4 protein-coding genes are annotated in these 26,113 nt (G+C 64.4%); 1 reads left to right on the forward strand and 3 read right to left on the reverse strand.

Annotated elements, in window-relative coordinates:
• Positions 1-324 precede the first annotated feature (324 nt).
• Positions 325-1,665: a diaminobutyrate--2-oxoglutarate transaminase family protein gene (locus tag EXW71_RS28265; RefSeq protein ID WP_134661256.1), complete on the forward strand. Its 1,341-nt coding sequence runs from the start codon at positions 325-327 to the stop codon at positions 1,663-1,665.
• Between the two features lie 55 nt (positions 1,666-1,720).
• Here the strand turns inward: EXW71_RS28265 and EXW71_RS28270 are convergent, their stop codons facing one another.
• The 3 genes from EXW71_RS28270 to EXW71_RS28280 all read right to left on the reverse strand — a co-directional run bounded on the left by EXW71_RS28270 (position 1,721) and on the right by EXW71_RS28280 (position 26,113).
• Positions 1,721-3,679 (reverse strand): MacB family efflux pump subunit, encoded by a 1,959-nt coding sequence (locus EXW71_RS28270; protein ID WP_134661255.1) that lies wholly within the window; start codon positions 3,677-3,679, stop codon positions 1,721-1,723.
• A gap of 2 nt (positions 3,680-3,681) precedes the next feature.
• Entirely contained in the window at positions 3,682-4,833 is a 1,152-nt protein-coding gene (macA, locus tag EXW71_RS28275) for a macrolide transporter subunit MacA (RefSeq protein ID WP_134661254.1), read from the reverse strand.
• Positions 4,834-4,954: 121 nt separating this feature from the next.
• Positions 4,955-26,113 (reverse strand): non-ribosomal peptide synthase/polyketide synthase, encoded by a 21,159-nt coding sequence (locus EXW71_RS28280; RefSeq protein ID WP_134661253.1) that lies wholly within the window; start codon positions 26,111-26,113, stop codon positions 4,955-4,957.

The following is a 26,113-nucleotide window of genomic DNA, read 5'->3' on the forward strand; positions in this document are numbered from 1 at the left end:
CAGTTCAAGCGCACGCGCAGACTTATGCTTTTACCTGCACTTTATTGACATAGATTTCAGGGACACCCCCCGCCTGAACCGATAGCGGCCGCTGCTGCCTTCCTTCAAACTAATCAGGGTCATAAGTTAACTTTACAGTGCTCATTCAACAGGCTGTTCAGCTAACTTTTCGGCTGAGTTTCTTTGCCAGGCCGACAGTCATACGGTCATATAACCGACCCACCGATTACTGCCCTAAAGAACTGTCGTTATCAACGACACGCCGTCTCTTGTTCCATCAACTATCCAGCGCTGCGCTTTGCCGCAGCCGATGAGTACATGATTATGGAAGAGCTGAGTTATCTGAAGAAAGTCGAGTCGAATGCACGCACTTATGCAACCACTTTTCAGCGCCTGTTCGTCAGCGGCAACGGCGTATGGGTCAAGGATGCCCAAGGCAAGGAGTACCTCGACTGCCTGGCCAATGCCGGCACCCTGGCCCTGGGTCACAATCCGCCCGTCGTCAAAGAAGCGGTGCTGGACTTCCTCGGCACCGACCAACTGCAACAAGCCCTGGACCTCGCCACACCGGCCAAGCACGCCTTCGTGCAGGAACTGTTTTCCCAGTTGCCGGCCGCCATGCGCGACACCAGCAAGATTCTGTTCTGCGGCCCCAGCGGCTCGGACGCAGTGGAAGCAGCGATCAAACTGGCGCGTCATTACACCAAGCGCTCGGCGCTGATGGCCTTTCACGGCGGCTATCACGGCATGACGGCTGGCGCCCTGTCGGCCATGGGCAATCTCAATCCGAAAAGCATCCCCAGCGTCACCGCGCAAAACACCCACTTCCTGCCCTACCCGTACCGCTTCCGTTGCCCGTTCGGCACCGACGGCGAGCAGACGGATCAGCTGTCAATCGACTATATCCGCACCGTGCTCTCTGACCCGGAAGGTGGCGTCACCCGCCCCGCCGCCGTGCTCGTCGAAGTGGTGCAAGGTGAAGGTGGCTGCATTCCCGCCTCGGCTCAGTGGCTGCGCGGATTGCGCGAGATCACCCGCGAGCTGGGCATTGTGCTGATCATCGATGAAGTGCAGACCGGCCTGGGCCGTACCGGCAGCACCTTTGCCATCGAACATGCCGGTATCGTCCCCGACATCCTGGTGCTGTCCAAGGCAATCGGCGGCGGCTACCCGCTGTCGGTGATTATCTATGCCGAACACCTCGACACCTGGGGCCCCGGCATGCATGCCGGCACGTTCCGCGGCAATCAGATCGCCATGGTCGCCGGGCGCGCCACCATGCGTCACATCCAACAGGCCAAGCTGGTTGAAAATGCGGCCGCACGTGGCGCGCAACTGCTGGCCGGCCTGCAGGAAATCGCCGGGCGTCATGACCCGATCGCCGATGTGCGGGGTCGCGGCCTGATGATCGGCGTCGAGGTCACCAAGTCGCGAACGGACGGCCGGGTGGGCCTGGGCGATGGCACGCTGGCGCGGGCGATCAAGCTCAACTGCTTCGATAACGGCCTGATTATCGAAACCGGCGGTCGCCACGGTTCGGTCCTGCGCTTCCTGCCCGCCCTGACGATCACCGAAGCCCAGGTGGGCAACGTACTCGATCGCTTTGAAGACGCGGTCAGCACCGCCACCGCACACCGCTTGCAGAGGGTCGGTCAGTCCGCCTGACCACCGGCCGTAAAAAAGCCCGCCAACCGTCACCGGTGGCGGGCTTTTTAATACCTCAGTCCCGCGCGAGGGCTTCGATCGGATCCAGCCGCGCCGCGTTGCGGGCAGGTACGAAGCCGAAGATGATGCCAATCAGGCTTGAACACACGAACGCGGTGACAATCGACTCCAGGGAAAACACCATCTGCCATTCCTTGATCAGCAGGGAAAACACAAAGCCGATACCGAACGACAATGAGATACCGATCACCCCGCCGATCAGGCAGACCATCACCGCTTCCACCAGGAACTGTTGCCGAATGTCCGACTGACGCGCGCCCACCGCCATGCGAATGCCGATTTCCCGCGTCCGCTCGGTCACCGACACCAGCATGATGTTCATCACACCGATGCCGCCCACCACCAAGGAAATCAAGGCGATCAGCGACAGCAGCAACGCCAGCGACTGGCTGGTCTTCTGCACCGTCTGCATGATGCTGTCGAGGTTGTAGGTGAAGAAGTCCTTGGTGCCGTGGCGCTGCTCCATCAGCTTGACCACGTTGGCCTCCACCACCTTGCTCGGCTGCCCATCCTTGATCCGCACCGTAATGCTATCCAGGTAACGCTGGCCCAGCAGGCGCCCGGCGGCCGTTTCGTAAGGCACCCAGACATTCAATGCCTTGCTGGTGTTGAAGATGTTTTTATTCTCCGCCGCCACGCCGATCACCGTGCACGGCAGGTTCCCCACCAGGATGATCTGGCCCAGCGCCTCGACATTCGGCCCGAACAAGCGGTTGCGGGTATTGTGGTCAATCACCACGACCTGGGCCTGGCGATTGTCATCGTCCTGGCTGAAGGCGATACCTTCGGCGATCTTGATCCCGCGGACCTGGAACGAGCTTGCACTCACGCCGTTGACCGTGGCATCCACGTCGATATTGCCAAAACGCAGCAACAGATTGCGCCCCGCGTTGGGTGTAGCGCTGTCGATGTAATGCAACTGGCTGAGGGCGGTCACGTCGGACAACACCAGGGTTTCGATGGCCGAGGCATGGCTGTCGCCAAAGTCGTTGCCCGGATAGATATCGATGGTGTTGCTGCCGATCGCCTGGATATCACTGAGGACATAACGCTTGGCGCCTTCGCCGATGGCCACGATCGACACCACCGAGGTGATGCCGATCACAATGCCGAGCATGGTCAACAATGTGCGCATGCGGTGCGAAATCAACGCGATCCAGGCCATCACAAAGGCTTCCTTGAACAGCCCCAGGCTCGCCACCAGACGCCGCCCCGGGTTGGCCTTGAGCTGGGTAGCAGCGGGCGGCGCCACCTCGACGCCGACGCGCTCGTTGACGCGATCACTGAGTACCTCGCCGTCGCGCATCTCGATGATCCGTTCGGCATTCGCCGCAACCTTGGCGTCGTGGGTCACGATGATCACCGTGTGCCCCGCCGCGTGCAGCTCCAGCAAGATATTCATCACCTCCTTGCCGCTGGCGGTGTCGAGGGCACCGGTCGGCTCGTCGGCGAGAATCACCTCGCCACCGTTCATCAAGGCCCGCGCGATACTCACCCGTTGCTGCTGGCCCCCGGACAACTGGCTGGGACGGTTGACCAGGTGATTGGCCAGGCCGAGCCGCACCAGCAGTTCCTTCGCGCGGCTGTGGCGCTGAGCTTCCGTCACACCGGCGTAGATCGACGGCATCTCGACGTTGTGCATGGCGCTCAAGTGCGGCAGCAAGTGATAGCGCTGGAAGATGAAACCAAAGTGGTCACGACGCAGTTCCGCCAGCTCGTGGTCCGCCAGGTCGCGGGTTTCACGGCCGTTGATGGTGTAACTGCCCTCCGTGGCGTAGTCCAGGCAACCGAGGATATTCATCAGCGTCGACTTACCCGACCCCGAGGCGCCGGTGATCGCCACCATTTCTCCGGCGTTGATGGTCAGGCTGACATTCTTGAGGGCCATGAAGGCCTTCTCTCCCGCCACAAAGCTGCGGCTGATGCCTTTGAGTTCCAACAAGGCTTGAGTCATTGTCAGGCCCCCGCCACGGCAGGCGCCGGATCGCCGATGACAACTTTGTCGCCCTCCGCGAGGCCATCCTTGATCTGCGCCTTGACGTTGTTATTGATCCCCACCTGCACGTTGCGCTCCTGGGCGTGGCCGGTCTCGTCAATCACGCGCACCACGTAGGAGCCGTCGGCATTGCGCTTGCCCAGCGCCGCCACCGGGACCATCAGCACATCTTTGGCGGTGTCACGCACAATCCGCACCTGGGCGGTCATCGAAATACGCAGGCGGTGCTCCGGGTTGGGCACATCGAACAAGGCGTTATAGAACACCGCCGTGTTCTGCTTGGCGGTACCCGCGGCCTGGGTATCCAGGTAGTTTTGCGGTGCCGGTTCGGTGCCGCGCAGCTTGGCGTAGTAGCGCTTGTTGGCTTCACCCAGGATGGTGAAGTACACCTCCTGGCCCGGCTGGATATGGATCACATCCGCTTCCGACACCTGGGCCTTGATGGTCATGGTGTCCAGGTCCGCCAGTTTCAGCAGCACGGGCGCCAGCTGCTCGGCGATCACGGTCTGGCCTTCCTGGGTGACGATGCCGACCACATCCCCGTCAATCGGCGCGACGATACGGGTGTAGCCCAGATTGACCTTGGCGGTGTCGATCTGGATACGTGCATTTTTCAGTTGGGCATCCAGGGCCACCAGATTGGCGCTCTGCACCAGGTAGTTGGATTCGGCGGTCTCGAAATCCTGCCGGGAAATTGCCGCATCCGATTGCAGCTTGTTGTAACGCTCCCATACTGCTTTGGTCTGGGCGACCTGCGCCGCCGTAGCCTTGCGTTGGGCGTCCAGATTTTCTTCATTGACCTGGGCCTGGCGCAGGGTGTTCTGCAACACCAGCGGGTCGATCTCGGCCAGCCACTGGCCCTTCTTGACCTTGTCGCCGAGCTTGACCTTCAGTGACTTCAATTGGCCGGAGACTTGCGCACCAACGTCCACTTGCTTGACCCCCTGCAAAATCCCGGTGGCCAGCACTGAGTTCTCGATTTCGCCGCGCTCGACCTTGGCGGTCAAATATTCGGGTGGCTCGGCAGGTGATTGCACCGAATAGACAATCATCCCGGCCACGACAGCCAGACCCACGCCCCAGAAAACCTTGCGAAACTTCGACTTTTCCATAGATGACCACTAATACGTTGAAAGGTAGACCCGACCTGTGGCCGGGTTCGCACTAAGTTGCGTGAATGTTCGGTTCAGGTAAGGGCGCAAGCGCCCGTGCCGGCTCCCCCTCTGCCACACTTCATGAGGTCACCTTGCCGACCGGTACGACCAGCCCGTCGTGCCACCAGGACGCCAGGCTGTAAACATGCGGCGCCTTGAGCAGGGTGAAATGGTTGCCTGGGCCGTACCAGGTTTCCAGGTGATCGGTAAGCCGGCTCCAACCCTCGATCATGCCGGCCTGCTCGCGCTGATTACCCTGTGCATCCAGGGTCGGATCGTCGGCCAGCACCAGGCGGACCTGGCCGTGGTAACGCTGGCGTGGCTGGTAGACCGTACGCAGCGCGGCACCGAAAGCACGCGCCGGCCCGTACATCACGTCAGGGGTCGAGCGTGCGGAGAGCATGCCGACCTGCACCATGGCGCGGTGCAACGCCACCCACTGAGCCGCTTCGTCCAGACCGGCAAATGCCTGCGGATCAATCCCGAAAGGCTTGCCGGCCGCCAGTTGCATGGTTTCGATCAAGCGCTGCAATACGCCGGTCGCCGTGTAGGGCTTGCCCGCCACGCCGGTGCCCCCGGGCGCCTCACTGTCGATCAGGCTCAGGGACAGCACTTCACGCCCCTGGGCCTGCAGGCGCAGCGCCATCTCGAACGCCACCCAGCCACCGAAGGAATGCCCCAGCAGGTGCACAGGTCCGCTCGGGCATTGCTGCTCAAGCGCCACGAGGTAAGCCTGCGCCGCCGATTCCACGCGGCTATGGGGCACCGCCTTGGCGTCCAGCCCACGCGGCTGCAGGCCATGGATCGGCCAGGCCGGTCCGAACGCATCGGTCAGGCCGATAAACCCGGTGACGCTGTCGCCGGCTCCCGGAATGCAGAAGATCGGTGCGTGCCCCGCCTGCCCGCTCTGGATCGTCAGCACCGGCTGATACGGCGCCTTGGTCGGCGTCGGAGCAGGGGTGCTCAGCGCCACGTCGATGGCCTTGCCCAACGCCGCGATATGCGGTGCCTGCATCATGCTCTGGTGATCGCCCGGTACATCGATGCGGTGCAGCAACGAGGCCGGCACGATCTGGTCCCAGCCCAGGGTCTGGCTGCTGCGCGAGCTCTCGTCCGTGCGCTGTTCAGCGGTAAACAGATGCACCGGGAGGTTCAACGGGAACAGGCTGTAATGGGCCTGCGCATGGCCATGGGCAACCTCACGGTCCAGGTACGCCCACAACGCATCACGCGACAGCGCCGCCAGCTGCGGTTGCAGCACACCCGCCGCGCGGACACGCTGCCACAGGTCATCAAAGTCCAAGTGCTCGGCTTCGGACTCCAGTTGTGCGACTGTCGCCAGTGCCTGGCTGTCCACCGGCACCTGGGCCTGACAGAACGCGCGGCATTGTTCCAGCAGGTGCAAACCGTGGGCATGGGCCGTCGACCAGCGCGCCGTGCCCTGATCCACCAGGCGCGGCACGTGGGTATCGAGCAGGCCGAGGAACGCGACCTCCTCGTCCATACCGATCAACTGCGCGGCGATTTCGTAGGCCAGGACCCCGCCGAACGACCAGCCGGCCAGGCGGTACGGCCCGTGTGGCTGGACCTTGCGCATCAGGTCGATATGCCGCGCCGCCAGGCACTCCATGGTATTCAGTTGCGGGTCGCCCCAGGCCACGCCTTCCAGCCCGTACACCGGGACATCGGCATCCAGATGCTGGCCCAGCGCCGGGAAATACACATTCAAGCCACTGAACTCATGCACCAGGAACAACGGCGCCTGCGTGCCACCGGCACGCACGGTGACGAGGCCCTGCTCCGGCATCGGCGCGTCGGTGCGCAACCGTAACAGCGCCGCCATCGACGCGACGCTGGCATGCTGGAACAGCTCCGCCAACGTCACCTGCACATCGACCTGGGTCAGCAGGCTCACCAGACGGATCGCCAGCAGCGAGTGCCCGCCCATTTCAAAGAAGCTGTCGTGACGCCCGACCCGTGGCAGTTTCAACGCCAAGGCCCATTGGGTCGCCAGGCGTTCTTCCAGCGCATCCGCCGGTGCCTCATAGTCGCGGCTGAGCATCACCTGCTCAGGTGCCGGCAGGGCCTTGCGGTCCAGCTTGCCGTTTGGCGTCACCGGCAGGCTGTCCAGCTGTACATAGGCACTGGGCAACATGTACTGCGGCAGGTGGGTCAGCAGTTCTTCACGCAGTTGCTCGACCGAACCCGGCGTACCGCACAGGTAGGCGACCAACTGCTTGCCGCTGACCTGCCCTTCGCTGTCATCGCGTGCCATGACCACCGCCGCCCGGACACCTTCACAGGCCAGCAGCGCGCTCTCGACTTCACCCAGCTCGATGCGGAAGCCACGGATTTTCACCTGGTCATCGTTACGGCCCAGGTACTCCAGGGTGCCGTCCGGCAGCCAGCGCCCCAGGTCACCGGTTTTATACAGGCGACCCGGCACTTCGCTGAACGGGTCGGCCAGGAAGCGCTCACTGCTCAGTTGCGGCTGGTTGAGATAACCCCGGGCGATACCGGCACCGGCAATATGGATCTCGCCGGCCACCCCCAACCCGGTCGGATGCCCATGGGCATCCAACACATACACCCGGGTGTTGGCGATCGGGCGCCCGATTGCGCGAGGATGCGGGTTGGCCGCGAACACCTCATTGGCGGTCGCGATAATCGTCGCTTCGGTCGGGCCATAGGTATTGAGCAAACGTGGCGTGTGCCCGCTGCGCAGGAACCAGTGCTGCACCGCTTCCGGACTCAGCTCTTCGCCACCGACCACGATTACCCGCACCGAGGCCGGAATGACACTCGCCTGATCGTCCGCCAGGCCCTGCCAGAAGCGCGTGGGCAGGCTGATCACCGACAAACGCGCCTGCGCCGCCAGTGCCCAGAACCGGGCGGCATCGGTCAACCACGCGGCACTGCGCACGACCAGGGTCGCGCCACAGGTCAGCGCGCCGAAGATCTCCTCGATGGACGCGTCAAAGTTGATGGTCGCAAATTGCAGCGCGCGGTCCCCCACCGTCAGGCCGGTCAAGCCGCTGATTGCGCGGATCTCGTTGCACAAGCCCGCATGCTCGATCATCACGCCTTTGGGCGTGCCCGTGGAGCCGGAGGTGTAAAGCACGTAGGCCAGGTGCTCGCTGCCAAGCCCCAGCTCAGCCGCGAGCGGGTTGTGCTCGCCCAACTCACGCCACGGTTGCAGCGCGCTGTTCAAGGTCACCACCTGCAAGGCCTGCGGCAGTGCACCGAGCAACGGCAGCACGGCGTACTCGCTGAGCAACACCCGCGGTGCGCTGTCGGCCAGCATGAACGCCAGGCGCTGCGGTGGGTACGCCGGGTCGAGCGGTACATACGCGGCGCCGGCCTTCAGGCTCGCGAGCAGGGCCACGATCATCCGGGTACCGCGCTCCAGGGCGATGGCCACACGGTCGTCAGGCTGCACGCCGAGGGCGATCAAATGATGGGCCAACTGGTTGGCCTGGGCATTCAACTCGCCGTAGCTCAGCGACTGGCCGTCGAACTCCAGCGCGACCGCGTCGGGAGTGCGCAGCACCTGCTGCTCGAATAACGCATGGATCAGTTGATCTTGTGCGTCTGTGGTGCTGGTCTGGTTGAAGTCCAGCAACACTTGGCGGCGCTCGCTCAGCGGCAGGACCTCCAGGCTGCTCAACGACGCGTCCGGCGTGCGTTCCAGGGCATCCACCAGGCTGTCCAGCGCAGCGTGCATGTACGCGCACACCCGCTGCGCGCCGACATCCGGGCTGACCTGGACGGTCAGGGCAAAGGCCTGGCCGAAATCATCGACGTCCAGCGACAGCGGGTAGTTGCTGCGCTCTTCACCGCCCAGTGCCTGGATACCGGCCCATACGGCCATGTCGTCACTGGAGGCAGCGCCCGCGCTGTGACGGTAGTTGAGCAAGGCACTGAACAGAGGTGCCGGCGCGGCCACGCCGCTGCAACGCTGCGCCAGGGCCAGGGAGGCGTGCTCATGACTCAACAAAGTGCTCAGGCGCGCATGCGTGGCCTTGACCCCGGCCTGTGCGCCTTCAGCGCCGACGCTGACGCGCAACGGCAAGGTGTTGATAAACAGCCCCAGGGCGCGTTCGCCGCCCTGCATGCCGCCCATCAGCACGGTGCCGAACACCACCTCATCCTGACCACAGACATGCGCCAATACCTGAGCCCAAGCCACATGCATCAGGCTGGCGGCGCTCACCCCCAGTTGCCGGGCACAGCTGCGCAGGCGCTGGCCAAGGCCCTCTTCCACCAGCAGTTGCGCCAGTTCCAGGGTGCCACCGGCCTGCACATTGTGCAGGCCGAACGGCAGGGTCGGTTCGTCGATGTCCGCCAGCATCGCGCCGAAGAACGCTTCGTGCTCCTGTTCTGTCATCCCGAGACGCGCCTGGGCCACGTAATTGCGGTACGGCACCGGCGCGCTCAGGCGGGCTTCCTGGCCCGCAAGGAACGCCTGCAACTCGTATTGCAGGAGGTCCATGGCGACGTGGTCGAACAGCATGTGATGGAACATCAGCAACGCAGCCCAGCGCTGTTGCGACCGATCATAGGCGCACACCAGACGCATCAACGGCGCGTCGCGCAGGTCCATGCGGAAATGCTGCGGGTTGAAACGCTCACGCAGTTGCGCACCGGCCTCGTCGTCGCCGTCCAGGCTGATCTCTTCCAGCGCGAACGGCACATGACGCAAGACCACCTGCACCGGCTCGCTCAAACCCTCCCAACGCATCGTGGAGCGCAAAATGTCGTTGCGCTCAACCACGCCCTGCAAAGCCTGGGCGAACGCTTCGAGGCGCTCGCGGCTGTCGAAATTGAACGAGGCCTGCTCCAGATAGAGGTCGCCCTCATCGGCCAGCAAGTGGTGATAAAGGATGCCTTCCTGCAACGGCGTCATGCCGTAGATGTCTTGCACGTTGGCCAATTGGCCCGGCACGCCGGCGACAAGGCGGTCGATTTCGTCCTGGCTGAGACTGGCCAGCGGCAGCATCGACGGCGTGATGCGCCGGCACTCGGCGGTGATGCCATTGGCCGGGATCACCAGCGCCCGGCTGCTGCCCACGACCTTGGCCAGACCGGCCAGGGTCGGGTGGGTAAACAAGGCTCCGACGTCGACCCGCAGGTCGTCCTGACGCATGCGCTCGACCAGCTTGACTGCCAGCAACGAATGGCCGCCAAGCTCGAAGAAGTTGTCATGCCGGCCAACCTGCTCCAGTTGCAGGACCTGCGCCCAGATCTGCGCCAAGCTGCGCTCAATGCGCCCCTCGGGAGCCTGGTAATCGCGGCTGGCCACCGCCGACTGATCCGGTGCAGGCAAGGCCTTGCGGTCCAGTTTGCGGTTGGGCGTGAGCGGCAACGCGTCGAGGGTGACGAACGCCGACGGGATCATGTACTCGGCCAGCAACGGCGCCAGGTAGCTGCGCAGGCCGGCCGCCGTCAGGCTGACCCCGGCGTGCGGCACCACGTAGGCCACCAGGCGTTTCTCGCCAGGACGATCTTCACGGGCGATCACTGCCGCTTCCTTGACGCCGGCGCAGTTGCCCAGGCGCGATTCGATCTCGCCCAGTTCGATACGGAACCCGCGCACCTTGACCTGGAAGTCGTTGCGGCCCAGGTACTCGATTGAACCATCCGCCAGGTAACGCGCCAGGTCACCGGTCTTGTACATCCGCGCTCCCGGCGCGTCGTTGAACGGGTCAGGGAGGAAGCGCTCGGCACTGATCTGGTCGAGGTTCAGATAACCACGCGCGACACCGTCACCGCCGATGAAAATCTCCCCCGCCACGCCGAACGGCACCGGTTGCTGTTGGCTATCGAGCAGGTAGATACGGGTGTTGGCCATCGGTTTACCGATGGTGGTATTGCCCGTGGTATCGCCCGTGTGGGTCACATAAGCGGTGGTGCAGGACACCGTCGCTTCCGTCGGGCCATAGGTGTTGATCAACCGGGTATGGGCCGGGCGGACCTCGTCCCACAGCTTCAATTTCTGCGCCGACAACGCATCACCGGTCACGTTGATCAACCGCACATGGCGCAGATGCTCCTGGGCCTGCTCGGGGCTGTGGTGCCATTCGGCGGCCAGGGTGTGCCAGTGCGCGGCCGTCAGGTGCAGGAAGGTCGGCGTGATCGCCGGGTCCCGCGCGGCTTCAGTGCCAAACACATAACGGCTTGGCGCCAGCGTCGCGCCCGCCAGCCAGGCCGGGAAGATCTCCTCCACCGACAGGTCGAAGTTCAGGGTGTTCTGCTGCAACACCGTGTCCCGCGCGGTCAGCCCGAACAGGCGCGCGGCGTCCAGGCTGTAGTTGACCAGCCCGCGATGTTCGATCATCACACCCTTGGGATTGCCGGTGGAACCGGACGTGTAGATCACATACGCCAGGTGACGGGCAGTCAGCCCCGGTACCTGCGGGTTGTGCTCGGCACCGCTGCACGGCTCGTCCAGCAGCACTTGCGCAACCTCCAGCGGCGGCAGCCGGTCCTGCAACGCGCGCTGGGTCAAGACCGCCGACGGCGTACTGTCGGCAATCATGTAGGCCAGACGCTCCGGCGGGTAATTGGGGTCCAGCGGCACATAGGCGCCGCCGGCCTTGAGTACCCCGAGCAGGCCCACCAATACTTCATCGCCACGCTCGGCGCAGATCGCCACGCGGTCATCCGGGCTGATGCCCAGGCCGATCAGGTGGTGCGCCAGGCGGTTGGCCCGACGGTTCAGTTCAGCGTAACTGATGCGCTGCTGTTCGAACGCCACGGCGATGGCATCCGGATGTGCCTCGACCCGGGCTTCGAACAGGTGGTGAATGGTGCTGTCCTGCGGATAGGCCACCTGGGTGTGGTTGAGGCCGTGCAACAGGTAGTCGCGCTCGTCTTCATCGATCAGGGGAATCTGCGTCAGCAAGGCCTGGTCATCGGCAACCATGGCGTGCAGCAGGCACTCGAAGTACCCCAGGTAACGTTGCACGGTGGTCTCGTCGAACAAGGCCGTGGCGTACTCCAGGGCACCGGCAATGTGCCCCTGCACTTCGCTGAGGTCCAGGGACAGGTCGAACTTGGCAAAGCTGCTGGCCTCGCCGACCCCTTCGAACTGCAGATCGCCCATCACCAGGCTCGGGGCATCGCTGCTCTGCCAGGTCAGCAAGGTCTGGAACAGCGGGCTGTGGGCCAGGCTACGCGCCGGCTTGAGCACTTCCACTACTTGCTCGAACGGCAAGTCCTGATGGGCCTGCGCGGCCAGGGTGCGGTCTTTCGCGTGGGCCAGCAACGCTGCCACCGTCAGCTCTTCGCCTGCGCCGATACGCACTGCCAGGGTGTTGACGAACAGGCCGATCAGGCCTTCGACTTCGGCACGCATGCGGTTGGCCGCCGGCGAGCCGATCACCACCTCCTCCTGGCCGGACAGCCGGCAGAGCAACGCGCCCCACGCGGCCATCATGGTCATGTACAGCGTGGTGCCGTGACGCTGGCTCAAGGCCTTGAGCCCGGCGGTCAGGTTGACATCGAGCAACAGGCTCAGGGTCGCGCCGCTGTAGTCCTGGCGCGCCGGCCGTGGGCGGTCGGTGGGTAACAACAGCAAGGCCGGTGCATCCGCCAAAGCCTGCTGCCAGTACTGGCTCTGTTGCTGCAGCACATCGCCACTCAACCAGCGCCGTTGCCACACGGCAAAATCGCCGTATTGCAGGGCCAGCGGCGGCAGCGGGTCGGCCTGCCCCAGGCGGAACGCTTCATACAGCGCCATCAACTCACGGGTCAGGATGCCCATCGACCAGCCATCGGAAACGATGTGGTGCATGGTCAGCAGCAACAGGTGGTGATCGTCGGCGCGTCGCAACAAGCGTGCGCGGATCAGCGGTCCCTGTTCCAGGTCGAACGGTTCAAGGGCTTCATTGCTGACGTGCAGCTGCAAGTCGACATCGCTGTCCACCTCCAGGCGCTTGAGCGCGAACGCCCGTTCGGCCGGTTCGATACGTACCAGCGGCTCATTGTTGTATTGCACAAACCGGCTACGCAGCGCTTCATGCCGCGCCACAATAGCGGTCAGCGCGCGCTCCAGCGCCTGGGTATCCAGATGCCCGCGCAGCCCCAGGGCAATCGGCATGTTGTAGGCGGTGCTGGCGCCCTCCATCTGCGCCAGGAACCACAAGCGCTGCTGGGCAAACGACAGCGGTAAATCCTGGTCTCGTGGCACCGGCAAGATCGCCGGCAACGTACTGCGTGCCGCCTGGGCGAGCACCTGGGCCAACGCCGCCAACTGCGGATGGGCAAACAACTCGGCGAGCGCCAACTCGACACCCAGGCGCTGACGCACCTGGGAAATCAGGCGCATCGCCAACAGCGAGTGCCCGCCCAATTCAAAGAAATGTCCTTGGCGGCCTACCTGTTCAAGCCCCAGCAGGTCCTGCCAGATCTGCGCCAGCGTGGTTTCAATTTCGCCTTCCGGCGCTTCATACACCCCACTGACCACCGCATCGAGCCCCGGTGCCGGCAGCGCTTTGCGATCCAGCTTGCCGTTGGGGCTCAGCGGCAGTGTCTGCAGTTGAACATAGGCCGACGGCACCATGTATTCCGGCAGTTCGCTTTGCAGGTAGGTGCGCAAATCCTCGATCTGAGGTGCCTGCCCCGCCATGTGCGCGGTGAAATACGCCACCAGGCGCTCATCGCGCACCAGGACGGCCGCTTCAAGCACCTCGGGATGGGCCGCGAGCAAGGCTTCGATTTCACCCAGCTCAATGCGCAGGCCGCGAATCTTGACCTGGTCGTCATTGCGCCCCAGGTACTCGAGGGTGCCGTCCGCCCGGTAACGCGCCAGGTCGCCGGTACGGTACATGCGGCCCTGGGCGGTGAACGGGTCGTCGAGGAAACGTTCGGCCGTCAGGTCTTCGCGGTTGAGGTAGCCGCGCGCCACGCCGGCACCGCCAATGTACAATTCGCCGACACTGCCGGTGGGTACCTGTTGCCCGCAGGCGTCCAGCACGTAGAGCGTCAGGTTGCGCAACGGCCGGCCCAGCGGAATATCCCCCGCCCCATAGCCGGCAAGGTCGGCATTGACGCTGTGCCAGGCCACCACGTCGCTGCACTCGGTCGGGCCATAGCTGTTGATGAATTGCGGACGCGGCACCCGTAGTTTTTCCAACTGCGACAGTTTGATCGGTTCACCGCCGAGCACCACCCGGCGCAGGCGGCTCAAGACGTGCTGTTGATCGGCGTCGATCAACGTGTAAAACGCACTCGGCGCCAGGTTGATGTGGGTGATCGCCTGCGCGTCGATCTGGCGCACGATGCTCGAAGGATCGAACGGGCTGTCCGCCAGGTGCAAGGTGGCACCGACGGCCAGGCTGGCGAAGATGTTTTTCTGGGTCAGGTCAAAGCTGTGGGACGTCAGCAGCAACACCGCATCGTCGGCGCCCAGCCCGACGTCCGCGAGGTACCAGTCGAGCATGTTGACCACGCCCTGGTGTTCGACCATGACGCCTTTGGGCTGGCCGGTGGAACCCGAGGTGTAGATCACATAGGTCAGATGCGTTGCGCTCAGCCCGGCCACCTGCGGGTTGTCCAACGCATGCCCACGCCAGTCCTCACGGTCGAGGTCGACGACCGGCAAGCCCGCTGCGGCAGCCAATTGCGTGGTCGCGCCGTGCACCAGCAGCGCCGCCGGGGCGCTGTCCTTGAGCATGTAGTGAATGCGTTCCAGCGGGTAATTCGGGTCGATCGGCACATAGGCGCCACCGGCCTTGAGAATCGCCAGCAAACCAACGATCAGCTCGGCGCTGCGCTCCACGCAAATCGCCACGCGCGCGTCCGGCTGCACGCCGAGGTCACGCAGGTGATGGGCCAACTGGTTGGCGCGCTCGTTAAGCTGACGGTAGGTCAGCGCCGCACCGGCCGCCTGCACCGCCACCGCATCGGGCGTGCGCACGGCCTGGGCTTCAAACAGGCTGTGCACGGTACCGGGGTTGAGCGGTGTGCGCAGGCCGCTGAGGCCGGCCAACTGCTGTTGACGCTCCTGCTCATCCAGCAGGGGTACACGCGCCGGCACGCATTGATCGTCGGCAACCATCGCGCGTAACAGGCGCTCGAAGTAGCCCAGGTGACGCTTGACGGTCGCTTCATCGAACAGCGCCGTGGCATAGCTCAGCGAGCCGATGATATGGCCCTGGGCTTCGCTTAACTCCAGGGACACATCGAACTTCGCCGATGTGTTGACCTGGCCGCCCTCTTCCATGAGCAGGTCGCCGACTACCGGCGTGCCCCCTTCTTCACTGCCCTGCCAGGTCAGCATGGCCTGGAACACCGGGCTGTAGGCCATGCTGCGCACCGGCTTGACGATGTCTACCACTTGTTCGAACGGCAGGTCCTGATGCGCCTGCGCGCCCAGTGTCCGGGCCTTGACCCGCGCCAGCAAGGTGGGCACCGTCGGTTCGCCCGAGGTATCAATCCGCATCGCCAGCGTGTTGACGAACAGGCCGATCAGACCTTCCAGCTCCACCTGGTTGCGGTTGGCCACCGGCGAGCCGATCACCACTTCATCCTGCCCCGACAAGCGCGCCAACAACACGCCCCACGCCGCCAGCAGGCTCATGTACAACGAAGTTCCATGCCGTTGACTCAGGCGCTTGAGGCCCTGGGTCACTTCCTCATCCAGTTGAAACGCCAGCACTGCGCCGGAGAAATCCTGTTGCGCCGGGCGCGGCCGGTCTGTCGGCAGGGTCAGTATGGCCGGCGCTCCGGCCAGGGTCTGCTGCCAGTACAGGTTTTGCCTGTGCAAGACCTCGCCACTCAACCAACGGCGTTGCCACACTGCAAAGTCGGCGTATTGCAACGTAAGCGGCGGCAACGGGTCGGCCAGGCCCTGGCTGAAGGCGCCATACAGCGTCACCATTTCGCGGCTCAGCACGCCCATCGACCAGCCGTCAGCGGCGATATGGTGCACGGTCAGCAACAACACATGGTGCTCGTCGCCCATGCGTACCAGGCGTGCGCGCAGCAGCGGGCCATTGACCAGGTCGAACGGCGTCGACGCTTCATATTCGGTCAACACCTTCAACCGCTGCGGTGCGTCGGCCAGCTCGCGCAGGTCATCCTGTTCCAGCACAAATGAACCCTCGACCGGCGTGATCACCAGTTGCGGCTCATCGTTGTCCATCACAAAGGCACTGCGCAGCACCTCGTGACGACTGACGATCTGCGCCAGCGCGCGCTCCAGCGCCAGGGTGTCCAGCGCGCCGCGCAGGCCCAGGCCGATCGGCATGTTGTAGGCCGCCCCCGCATTGTCCATTTGCGCCAGGAACCACAGGCGCTGTTGGGCAAACGACAACGGCAGGGATTCGTCCCGGGACACCGGCACAATCGGCGGCAGGCTGCTGCGCCCGGCCTTGCCCACCACGTGCGCCAGAGCCGTCAGTTGCGGATGTGCAAACAGGTCCGCCAGGTCCAGCTCCACCCCCAGGTGCAGGCGCACCTGGGAGATCAAGCGCATGGCCAGCAACGAGTGCCCGCCCAGTTCGAAGAAATGGTCCTCACGCCCGACCTGTTCGACCTTGAGTACCTGGCTCCAGATATGCGCCAGGGCGGTTTCGACCTCGCCCTGTGGCGCTTCATAACCGCGGCTGAGCACGGCGTCCTGGTCGGGCACCGGCAGGGCCTTGCGGTCGAGCTTGCCGTTGGCGGTCAGCGGCAGGCTGTCCAGGCGCACGTACGCCGCCGGCACCATGTACTCCGGCAATTGCGTCTGTAGCCAGCTGCGCAGGGTCTGACGGTCAAGGGCCTGATGTTCGGTGAAGTACGCCACCAGGCGCCCGTCGCGGGCCAGCACCACGGTTTCGCCGACATGCGGATGCTCGGCCAGGCAGGCTTCGATTTCGCCCAGCTCGATCCGCACACCACGGATTTTCACCTGGTCGTCATTGCGTCCCAGGTACTCCAGCGTGCCGTCTTCCAGCCAGCGCGCCAGGTCGCCGGTGCGATACAGGCGGGCTTGCGGGTCGTGGCTGAAGGGGTCTTGCAAAAAGCGTTCGGCGGTCAGTTCCGCACGGTTCAGGTAACCCCGCGCCACACCGGCGCCACCGACGTACAGCTCACCGGCGACACCCTGCGGCACCGGCTTGAGGTGCGCGTCGAGCAGGTAGACCTGGGTGTTGGCGATGGGTTTGCCGATGTGCAGGACGCCGCCGGCCTCAATCAGGCCGGAGGTCGCGACCACCGTGGCTTCGGTCGGGCCATAGTTGTTGACCACATTGAAACGCTGCGGCGTGTTGAACTGACGCAGGCGGTCACCACCGATCAGCAAGGTTTTCAGGGTCGGGTGCTGCAACTGCTGATTGAATGCGTACTCCGCCACCGGGGTCGGCAGGAAGCTCACATCCAGCGGCTGCGCCAGCCACCAGCGCAGCAACGCGTCGATGTCCTCGCTGCCCTGCTTGGCGGGTGGCAGGTGCAGCGTCGCCCCCACGCAGAGGGCCGGCCAGACTTCCCAGGCCATGGCATCGAAACCGAACCCGGCGACGCTGGAGGTATGCCCGCCCGCGTGCAGGTTGAAGGCCTGGCAATGCCAGTGCACCAAGTTCTCCAAGGTACGGTGTTCTACCATCACGCCTTTGGGCAAGCCGGTGGAACCGGAGGTGTAGATCACGTAGGCCAGGTTGGCCGGCGTCAAGCCTGCCACGTTCGGGTTGAGCGTCGGACGGCGGTGCCATTGGTCGCTGTCCAGTTCGATCACCGGCAGTTCGGTGTGGCTCAGCAGCGAGCGCGTGCTCGATTGCGCCAACACCAGCACCGGGGCGCAGTCCTGCAACAGGTAAGTGATGCGCTCCTGCGGGTGCGCCGGATCAATCGGCACATACGCCGCACCGGCCTTGAGGATGGCCACCAGGCCGACCAGGGTTTCCAGGCTGCGGCGCGCGCAGATGGCAACCCGATCATCCGTCCGCACGCCCGCTTCGAGCAGGCAGTGGGCCAACTGATTGGCGCGCTGATCAAGCTGGCGGTACGTGATGTGCTGGTCGTCCTGGCGCACCGCCGTGGCATCCGGCTGGCGTTCGACCTGGGCCTCGAACAGGCGGTGGATGGTCTGCGCCTCGGAGTAATGCACAGCGGTGGCGTTGACATCGAACAGCACGGCATCACGCTCGGCGGCCGACAGCACCGAGAGCTGATTCAACGCCAGCTGGGGCGTGTGCTCCAACGCGTTGACCAGGTGCGCCAGGGCCATCTGCATAAAGCCGCAGACCCGTTGCGCACCGATTTTCACCAGCGCCTGGGCATTGAGCTGGAAGCCGACACCGAAATCATCGACGTTCAACACCAGCGGATAGTTGGTGCGCTCTTCCATGCTCACAGCCTGGATACCGTCCCACGCGGCGATATCCGTGCTGGTGGCCTCGACCGACGCGCTGTGCCGGTAGTTGAGCAAGGTATTGAACAGCGCCTGCGTCGCCGGCAGGCCGCTGCACTGTTGGGCCAGGGACAACGACGCGTGTTCATGGGCAAGCAATTGCGACAGCCGCTCATGCGTGACACGCACCGCTTCGCGGGCACCCTGCCCGCCGACGCTGACGCGCAGTGGCAAGGTATTGATGAACAGGCCCAAGGCACGGCCGGCGCCTTCACCGCCTTGCAGGCGGCCGAGCAACACCGTACCGAAGACCACGTCGTCACGCCCCGCAATCTGCGCCAACACTTGGCCCCAGGCCAGGTGCATCAGGCTGGCGGCGCTGACGCCGAGCAAGCGCGCCTGCTCGCGCAAGCGCCCGCTCAGTTGGCTGTCAAGCATCAGGTGGGCTTCTTCGACACCGCTGCCATCACCCTGCACATCGCGCAGGCCGAAGGCCAAGGTCGGTTCATCGATGTCGCCGAGCATGCCTTTGAAGAAGCGTTCGTGGGCCTGTCGATCCGCGCCCAGGCGCGACTGCGCCACATGGTTGCGATAGGGAATCGACGGCGCCAGGTCTTCGGTGCAGCCCTGCAGGCTGGCCTGGACTTCTTCGATCAGCACCTCAAGCGCGGTGTGGTCGAGCACCATGTGATGGAACAGCAGGATACCGACCCAGCGCTGCTGGGCGCTGTCCTGGGCGTAGGCCAGATGCATCAGCGGCGCACGGCTCAGGTCCAGGCGGTAATGGCGCGGGTCGAACTGCTCGTGCAGCTGCGTCAGCACGTCACCGTCCGCCGGGTCGATCACCACCTCTTCCAGCCCCAGGGTTGCCTGGCGCCAAACGACTTGCACCGGGTCCTCGAGCCCTTCCCAGGCGATGCTGCTGCGCAGGATATCGTGGCGCTCGATCACGCTTTGCAGCGCCTTGGCGAACTGGTTCACCGGCTCCGGACCGGTGAAGGTGAACAGCATGTGCAGCAGGTAGGCATCGCCTTGCGGCGCCGCCAGGTGGTGGTAGAGCATGCCGTCCTGCAGCGGCGCCAGGCCGTAGATATCCTGCACATTGCGCACGCCGCCCGGCACGCTCGCGACGATCCGGTCGATAGCGGCCTGGTCAAGGTCGGCCAGGGGCAACAGGTCCGGGGTGATGCGCTGGCAGTCCGGCTCGATGCGGTTGGCCGGCACCTCCAGTGCCTGATGCCCCCCGACCGCCGCCGCCAGCGCCGCCAGGGTCGGCTGGCCGAACAGCACGCGCACATCGGCGCTCAAGTCAATCTGGCGCATGCGTTCGATCAGTTTGACCGCCAGCAGCGAATGACCACCCAGTTCAAAGAAGTTGTCGTGGCGACCCACACGCTCCACATCGAGCAATTCTTGCCAGAGCGCGGCAAGGGTCAGTTCCATCTCGCCTTCAGGATGCTCGTATTCGCGACGGGCCAGGGCTTCGCCATCGGGGGCCGGCAAGGCCTTGCGGTCGAGCTTGCCGTTGGTGGTCAGCGGGAAGCCATCAAGCATGACGAACGCACTGGGGACCATGTAATCGGCCAGAGACACCAGCAACTGCGCACGCAGCTCAGCGGCCGACGGTTCAGCGCCGTCGGTGGCGATCACATAGGCCACCAGACGCTTGTTACCGGGAGCGTCTTCACGGGCAATCACCACGGCTTCACGCACACCCTCACAGGCCGCCAGGCGTGCTTCGATCTCGCCCAGCTCGATACGGAAGCCACGGATTTTCACCTGGTCGTCGTTGCGGCCCAGGTAGTCAATGCTGCCGTCCGCCAGCCAGCGCCCCAGGTCCCCGGTCTTGTACAGGCGCGCCTCGGCACGTCCACTGAACGGGTCGACGATAAACCGTTCGGCGTTCAACTCCGGCCGGTTCAAGTAGCCACGGGCAACCCCCGCGCCCCCCACGTACAACTCGCCGACTACGCCGACCGGCACCGGTTCGCGCTGGTCGTCGAGAATATACAGTTGCAAATCCGGAATGCGTCCACCAATCGGGCTGACGCCGACCCGCTGCGCATCCGCCGCTTCAAGGGCGCGATAGGTCACATGCACGGTGGTTTCGGTGATGCCGTACATGTTGACCAGTTGCGTACCGGCGTTGCCTGGGCGTGCGTACCAAGGCTTGAGAATCCCCGGCTCCAGGGCTTCGCCGCCGAAGATCACCTGGCGCAGGGAATGCTTCAAGGCACTCTGGCCCTGGGCCGCAATCAACGAACGAAAGGCACTCGGCGTCTGGTTGAGGATGGTCACCCCGGCGCTGCACAGCAGCGCATAACACGCGTCCGGCGAACGGCTGGTGAGCTGCGGCACCACCAGCAACTGCCCACCGTGGATGAGTGCGCCCCAGATTTCCCAGACCGAGAAGTCAAAGGCAAACGAGTGGAACAGTGCCCATACATCTTGATCGTTGAAGTTGAACCAGCCCTCGGTGGCGCTGAACAAGCGTGCCACGTTGTGGTGCTCGACCATCACTCCCTTGGGCAAGCCGGTGGAACCGGAGGTGTAGATCACGTACGCCAGGTTGGCCGAAGTCAGGTCCGGTACGTGGGGATTCTGAGTGGATTCGGCCTGGCAATCGCCGCCGTCCAGTTCGACCACCGGCACCGACACCTCGGTCACCAGGGCACGGGTCGCCTGCTGCACCAGCACCGCCACCGGCGTGCTGTCCTGCAGGGTGTAGCGGATGCGTTCCTGCGGGTATGCCGGGTCGATCGGCACATAACCGGCACCGGCCTTGAGGATGCCGAGCAGGCCGATGATCATGTCCAGCCCGCGCTCGACGCAGATCGCCACGCGGTCATCCGGGCGCACGCCGAGGCTCAACAAGCGATGCGCAACCTGGTTGGCGCGGCGGTTCAAGTCGCCATAGCTCAGGCGCAGGTCTTCAAACAGCACCGCCGTAGCGTCGGGCCGCACAGCGGCCTGCAGCTCGACCTGGTGATGAATCAACGCGCTGTCGGCGAACAGGCTGTCGGTAGCGTTCCAGTGTTGCAACAAGTGTTCGCGCTCGCCCGCCGGCAGCATCGCCAGGCTTTGCAGCGAAGCCTGCGGGGTCTGCTCCAAGGCCTGGACCAGATTCTCCAGGACGCATTGCATGTAGCCGCACACTCGCGCCGCGCCAATCGAACCGTCGGCCATGACCGACAGGCTGAATGCCTCACCCATGTCGTTCACCGACAGGGTCAGCGGGTAGTTGGTGCGCTCCTTGCTGTCGAGCACGGCAATGCCTTCCCAGGCCGTCAGCGCTTGTGCCGAGACGTCCGCGCCACCGAGCTGGCGATAGTTGAGCAGCGAACTGAACAGCGGCGTCGACGCCGCCACTTGGCTGCAGCGTTGCGCCAGCACCAGCGAGGCGTGCTCATGGCCGAGCAAGTCGGTCAGGCGCGCATGAGTGCTCTTGACCATGGCGCGTACGCCGGCTTCAGCGAGGCTGACCCGCAGCGGCAAGGTGTTGATGAACATCCCCAAGGCGCGGTCTGAGCCTTCACCGCCCTGCAAGCGCCCCAGCAACACGGTGCCGAACACCACATCGGTGCGTCCCGACACGCCGCCCAGCACCCGCGCCCACGCCAAGTGATACAAGCTGGCCGGAGTAACCCCCAACTGGCGGGACTGTGCGCGCAGGCGCCGGCTGAGGCTGTCATCCAGCAGCAGGACGACCTCTTCGACACCGTGGCCGTCGCCCTGCACATCCTGCAGACCAAAGGGCAAGGTCGGTTCATCGATGTCCCCGAGCATCTCGCTGAAGAACGCTTCATGCGCTTCGCGACTCACGCCCTGGCGCGCCTGAGCGACATAATTACGGTACGGCACCGACGGTGGCAGCAGGGCCTCTTCGCCACGGGTATGGGCTTCGATTTCCGAGATGAGCATACGCAGCGACGTGGCGTCATCCACCAGATGGTGCAGCAGCAACACCGCGACCCAGCGTTGGTTGGGCGCGTCTTCGCTGTAGCCGATGCGCATCATGGGCGCCTGGCGAATATCCAGGCGGTGGTGACGCGGGTTGAGACACTCGGTCAATTGCGCGGCGATATCCCCGGCGGCCGGGTCCAGGTGAATCTCATCCATCCCCAGTTGCGCCTCGCGCCAGACCACTTGTACCGGCTCGTCGAGGCGCTCCCAGACCACGGCGGTGCGCAGGATGTCATGCCGCGAAATCACGCCTTGCAGTGCAGCGGCAAAGCGTTGCAGGCGCTCGCGGCTGTCAAAGCTGAAGGTCATGTATTGCAGGTACGGATCGCCTTGGGCCGCCGCGAGGTGGTGGTACAGAATCCCCTCTTGCAGCGGCGCCAGGCTATAGATTTCCTGGACGTTACGCGCGCCGCCCGGCACGCTTGCGACGATCCGCTCGATGGCGGCCTGATCCAGCGTGGCCAGGGGCAGCATATCCGGGGTAATGTGTTCGCAGCCTTCAGGGACACGATTGGCGGGCACCGCCACGTCCTTGCTTGCATCGGCCACGGCGGCCGCCAGTGCGGCCAGGGTCGGCTGGCCGAACAGCACACGCACATCGGCGCCCAGCCCAACCTGGCGCATGCGCTCGATCAGTTTGACCGCCAATAACGAATGGCCGCCCAATTCGAAAAAGTGATCCTGGCGGCCCACGCGTTCAACGCCGAGCAAATCTTGCCAGATCGCGGCAATCGTGGCTTCCACCTCACCCTCGGGGGCTTCGAACCGGCGACGCGCCAATGCATCGGCATCCGGCGCCGGCAACGCCTTGCGGTCCAGCTTGCCGTTGGTGGTCAACGGGAACTGCGCCACCCGCACAAACGCGGCGGGCACCATGTATTCAGCCAGGGACACCAGCAACTGCGCACGCAGCTCGGCGGCCGACGGTTCAGCGTCGTCGGTGGCGATCACATAGGCCACCAGGCGCTTGTCGCCCGGCTCATCTTCGCGGGCAATCACCACCGCTTCGCGCACGCCCTCACAGGCCGCCAAGCGCGCTTCGATCTCGCCCAGTTCAATACGGAAACCGCGGATCTTCACCTGGTCGTCGTTGCGGCCCAGGTAGTCAAGGCTGCCGTCCGCCTGCCAACGCCCCAGGTCCCCGGTCTTGTACAGGCGCGCCTCGGCACGACCGCTGAACGGGTCGGCGATAAACCGTTCGGCGTTCAACTCCGGTCGGTTGAGATAGCCACGGGCAACCCCCGCGCCGCCCACGTACAACTCGCCGACCACGCCCACCGGCACCGGTTCGTTCTGGTCGTCGAGCACATACAGTTGCAAGTCCGGTATGCGCCCACCAATCGGGCTGACGCCGACCAACTGCGCATCCGCCGCTTGGAGCGCACGATAAGTCACATGCACGGTGGTTTCGGTGATGCCGTACATGTTCACCAGTTGCGTACCGGCGTTGCCCATCCGCGCATACCAAGGCTTGAGAATCCCCGGCTCCAGGGCTTCGCCGCCAAATATCACCTGGCGCAGGGAGTGCTTGAGTTCGCTCTGGCCCTGGGCCGCAATCAACGAACGGAAGGCACTCGGCGTCTGGTTGAGAATAGTCACTCCGGCGTTGCATAGCAGCGCATAGCATTCGTCCGGCGAACGGCTGGTGAGCTGCGGCACCACCAGCAGTTGCCCGCCATGCATCAGCGCGCCCCAGATTTCCCACACCGAGAAGTCGAAGGCAAACGAGTGAAACAGTGCCCACACATCTTGCTCGTTGAAGTTGAACCAGCCCTCGGTGGCGCTGAACAGCCGCGCTACGTTGCGGTGCTCAATCATCACGCCCTTGGGCAGGCCGGTGGAGCCGGAGGTGTAGATCACGTAGGCCAGGCTGGACGCGGTCAGGCCCGGGACCTGCGGGTTATCGGTGGATTCGGCCCGGCAATCGCCGCCGTCCAGTTCGATCACCGGCACCGACACCTCGCTCACCTGGGCACGGGTCGCCTGCTGCACCAGCACCGCCACCGGCGCGCTGTCCTGCAGGGTGTAGCTGATGCGTTCCTGCGGGTACGCCGGGTCGATCGGTACGTAACCGGCACCGGCCTTGAGGATACCCAGCAGGCCGATGATCATGTCCAGGCCGCGCTCGACGCAGATCGCCACACGGTCATCCGGGCGCACGCCGAGGCTCAGCAAGCGGTGCGCGACCTGGTTGGCGCGGCGGTTCAAGTCGCCATAGCTCAGGCGCAGGTCTTCAAACAGCACCGCCGTAGCGTCGGGTTCGGCCGCTGCCTGGGCTTCGACCTGCTGGTGGATCAAGGCGCTGTCGGCAAATACGGCATCGCAACTGTTCCAGTGGTGCAGCAGGTGCTGACGTTCGGCCGTCGGCAGGATGCCCAGGGTTTGCAACGCCGCCTGCGGCGTGTGTTCCAGCGCGGCCACCTGGCTTTCCAGGGCGGCATGCAGATAATCGGCGATCCGCGCCGCGCCGATTTGGGCGTCCGCAAGCAGCGTGATATGAAAATCTTCCCCCAAGTCGTCGAGGTTGACGGTCAGCGGGTAGTTGGTGCGCTCTTCAGCGCCCAAGGCGTGTATGCCGGCCCATGCCGTCTGCGCCTCGGCACTACCGCCGGCAGCACTGTGGCGGTAGTTGAGCATGGCGCTGAACAGCGGCGTCGGCGTCGCCACGGCGCTGCAACGCTGAGCCAGGGCCAGCGAGGCGTGTTCATGCTGGAGCAATGCGGTCAACCGCTGGTGGGTCAGTTTCAGGCCACTGCGCACGCTTTGCGCGCCCACGCTCACACGCAGCGGCAGGGTGTTGATGAACATCCCCAGGGCGCGATCCGAGCCCTCGCCCGCGTGCATCCGGCCCAGCAATACGGTACCGAATACCACCTCCTGGCGCCCGGACACTTTACCCAGTACCTGGGCCAGTGCCAGGTGCATCACGCTGGCCGCACTCACCCCCAACTGCCGGGCCTGCAGGCGCAGCCGTTGGCTCAAGGCGTTGTCCAGCATGCGATGGCTTTCTTCGATGCCATGACCGTCACCCTGCACGTCCTGCAGACCGAAAGGCAGCGTCGGCTCATAGATATCACTGAGCATCTCGCGAAAGAACGCTTCATGCTGCTGTTCAGTGACTCCCAGGCGCGCCTGCGCCACATAATTGCGATACGGTACCGGCTCGCCCAGGTGCTCGGTCTGCCCCAGCAGGAAGGCCTGCATTTCGTGCTGCACCACCTCCATTGCCGTATGGTCCAGGGCCATATGGTGAAACAACAGCACCGCCACCCAGCGCTGGTTCGGCGAATCCAGCGCGAAGGCCACGCGCATCATCGGTGCCTGGCGGATATCCAGACGGTAGTGGCGCGCATCGAAGCGGCTGCGCAACTGGCCCAACACATCGCCTTCGCGTGGGTCCAGATGCAGTTCCTCACTGATCAGCGTGGCCTTGCGCAGTACCACTTGCATAGGTTCATCGAGGCTTTCCCAGACCACGGTGGTGCGCAGGATGTCGTGACGCTTGATCACGTATTGCATCGCCTGGGTGAAGTGCTCCAGCCGCGCACGGCTGTCGAAGGCATACAGCGATTGCAGCAAATAGGGGTCGCCCTGCTCCGCCGTCAAATGGTGGTACAACATGCCTTCCTGCAGCGGCGCCAGCGGGTAGATGTCCTTGACGTTGGCCAGGCCGCCCGGCACGGCGTCGACAATCCGGTCAATGGTTGCCTGGTCCAGGGTCGTCAATGGCAGCATCTGCGGCGTAATGCGGTAGGCCGGGCTCAACCAGTCCCCCCCATTGCGCGCGATCAACTCAAGCACTTGCGCTTTGTGTTCGCGCAAGTGGTCGATCAACTCATCGTCGAGCCCTTCATCGTCGCCCAGGATGACAAGGTCATCCTCTTCACGTTGCAGGTGGATCGCGTGAGTCGAAAGAACTGCCATCAATTCGCTGAAGTGCAT

The organism is Pseudomonas sp. BCA17 (genome assembly GCF_004519405.1).
Taxonomy (GTDB): Bacteria; Pseudomonadota; Gammaproteobacteria; order Pseudomonadales; family Pseudomonadaceae; genus Aquipseudomonas.

What these genes read in the sequence shown, in the direction of transcription:
- EXW71_RS28265 (WP_134661256.1), top strand. Translation starts at nt 325, where the DNA reads ATGGAAGAGCTGAGTTATCTGAAGAAAGTCGAGTCGAATGCACGCACT.
- EXW71_RS28270 (WP_134661255.1), bottom strand. Translation starts at nt 3,679, where the DNA reads ATGACTCAAGCCTTGTTGGAACTCAAAGGCATCAGCCGCAGCTTTGTG.
- EXW71_RS28280 (WP_134661253.1), bottom strand. Translation starts at nt 26,113, where the DNA reads ATGCACTTCAGCGAATTGATGGCAGTTCTTTCGACTCACGCGATCCAC.
- macA (WP_134661254.1), bottom strand. Translation starts at nt 4,833, where the DNA reads ATGGAAAAGTCGAAGTTTCGCAAGGTTTTCTGGGGCGTGGGTCTGGCT.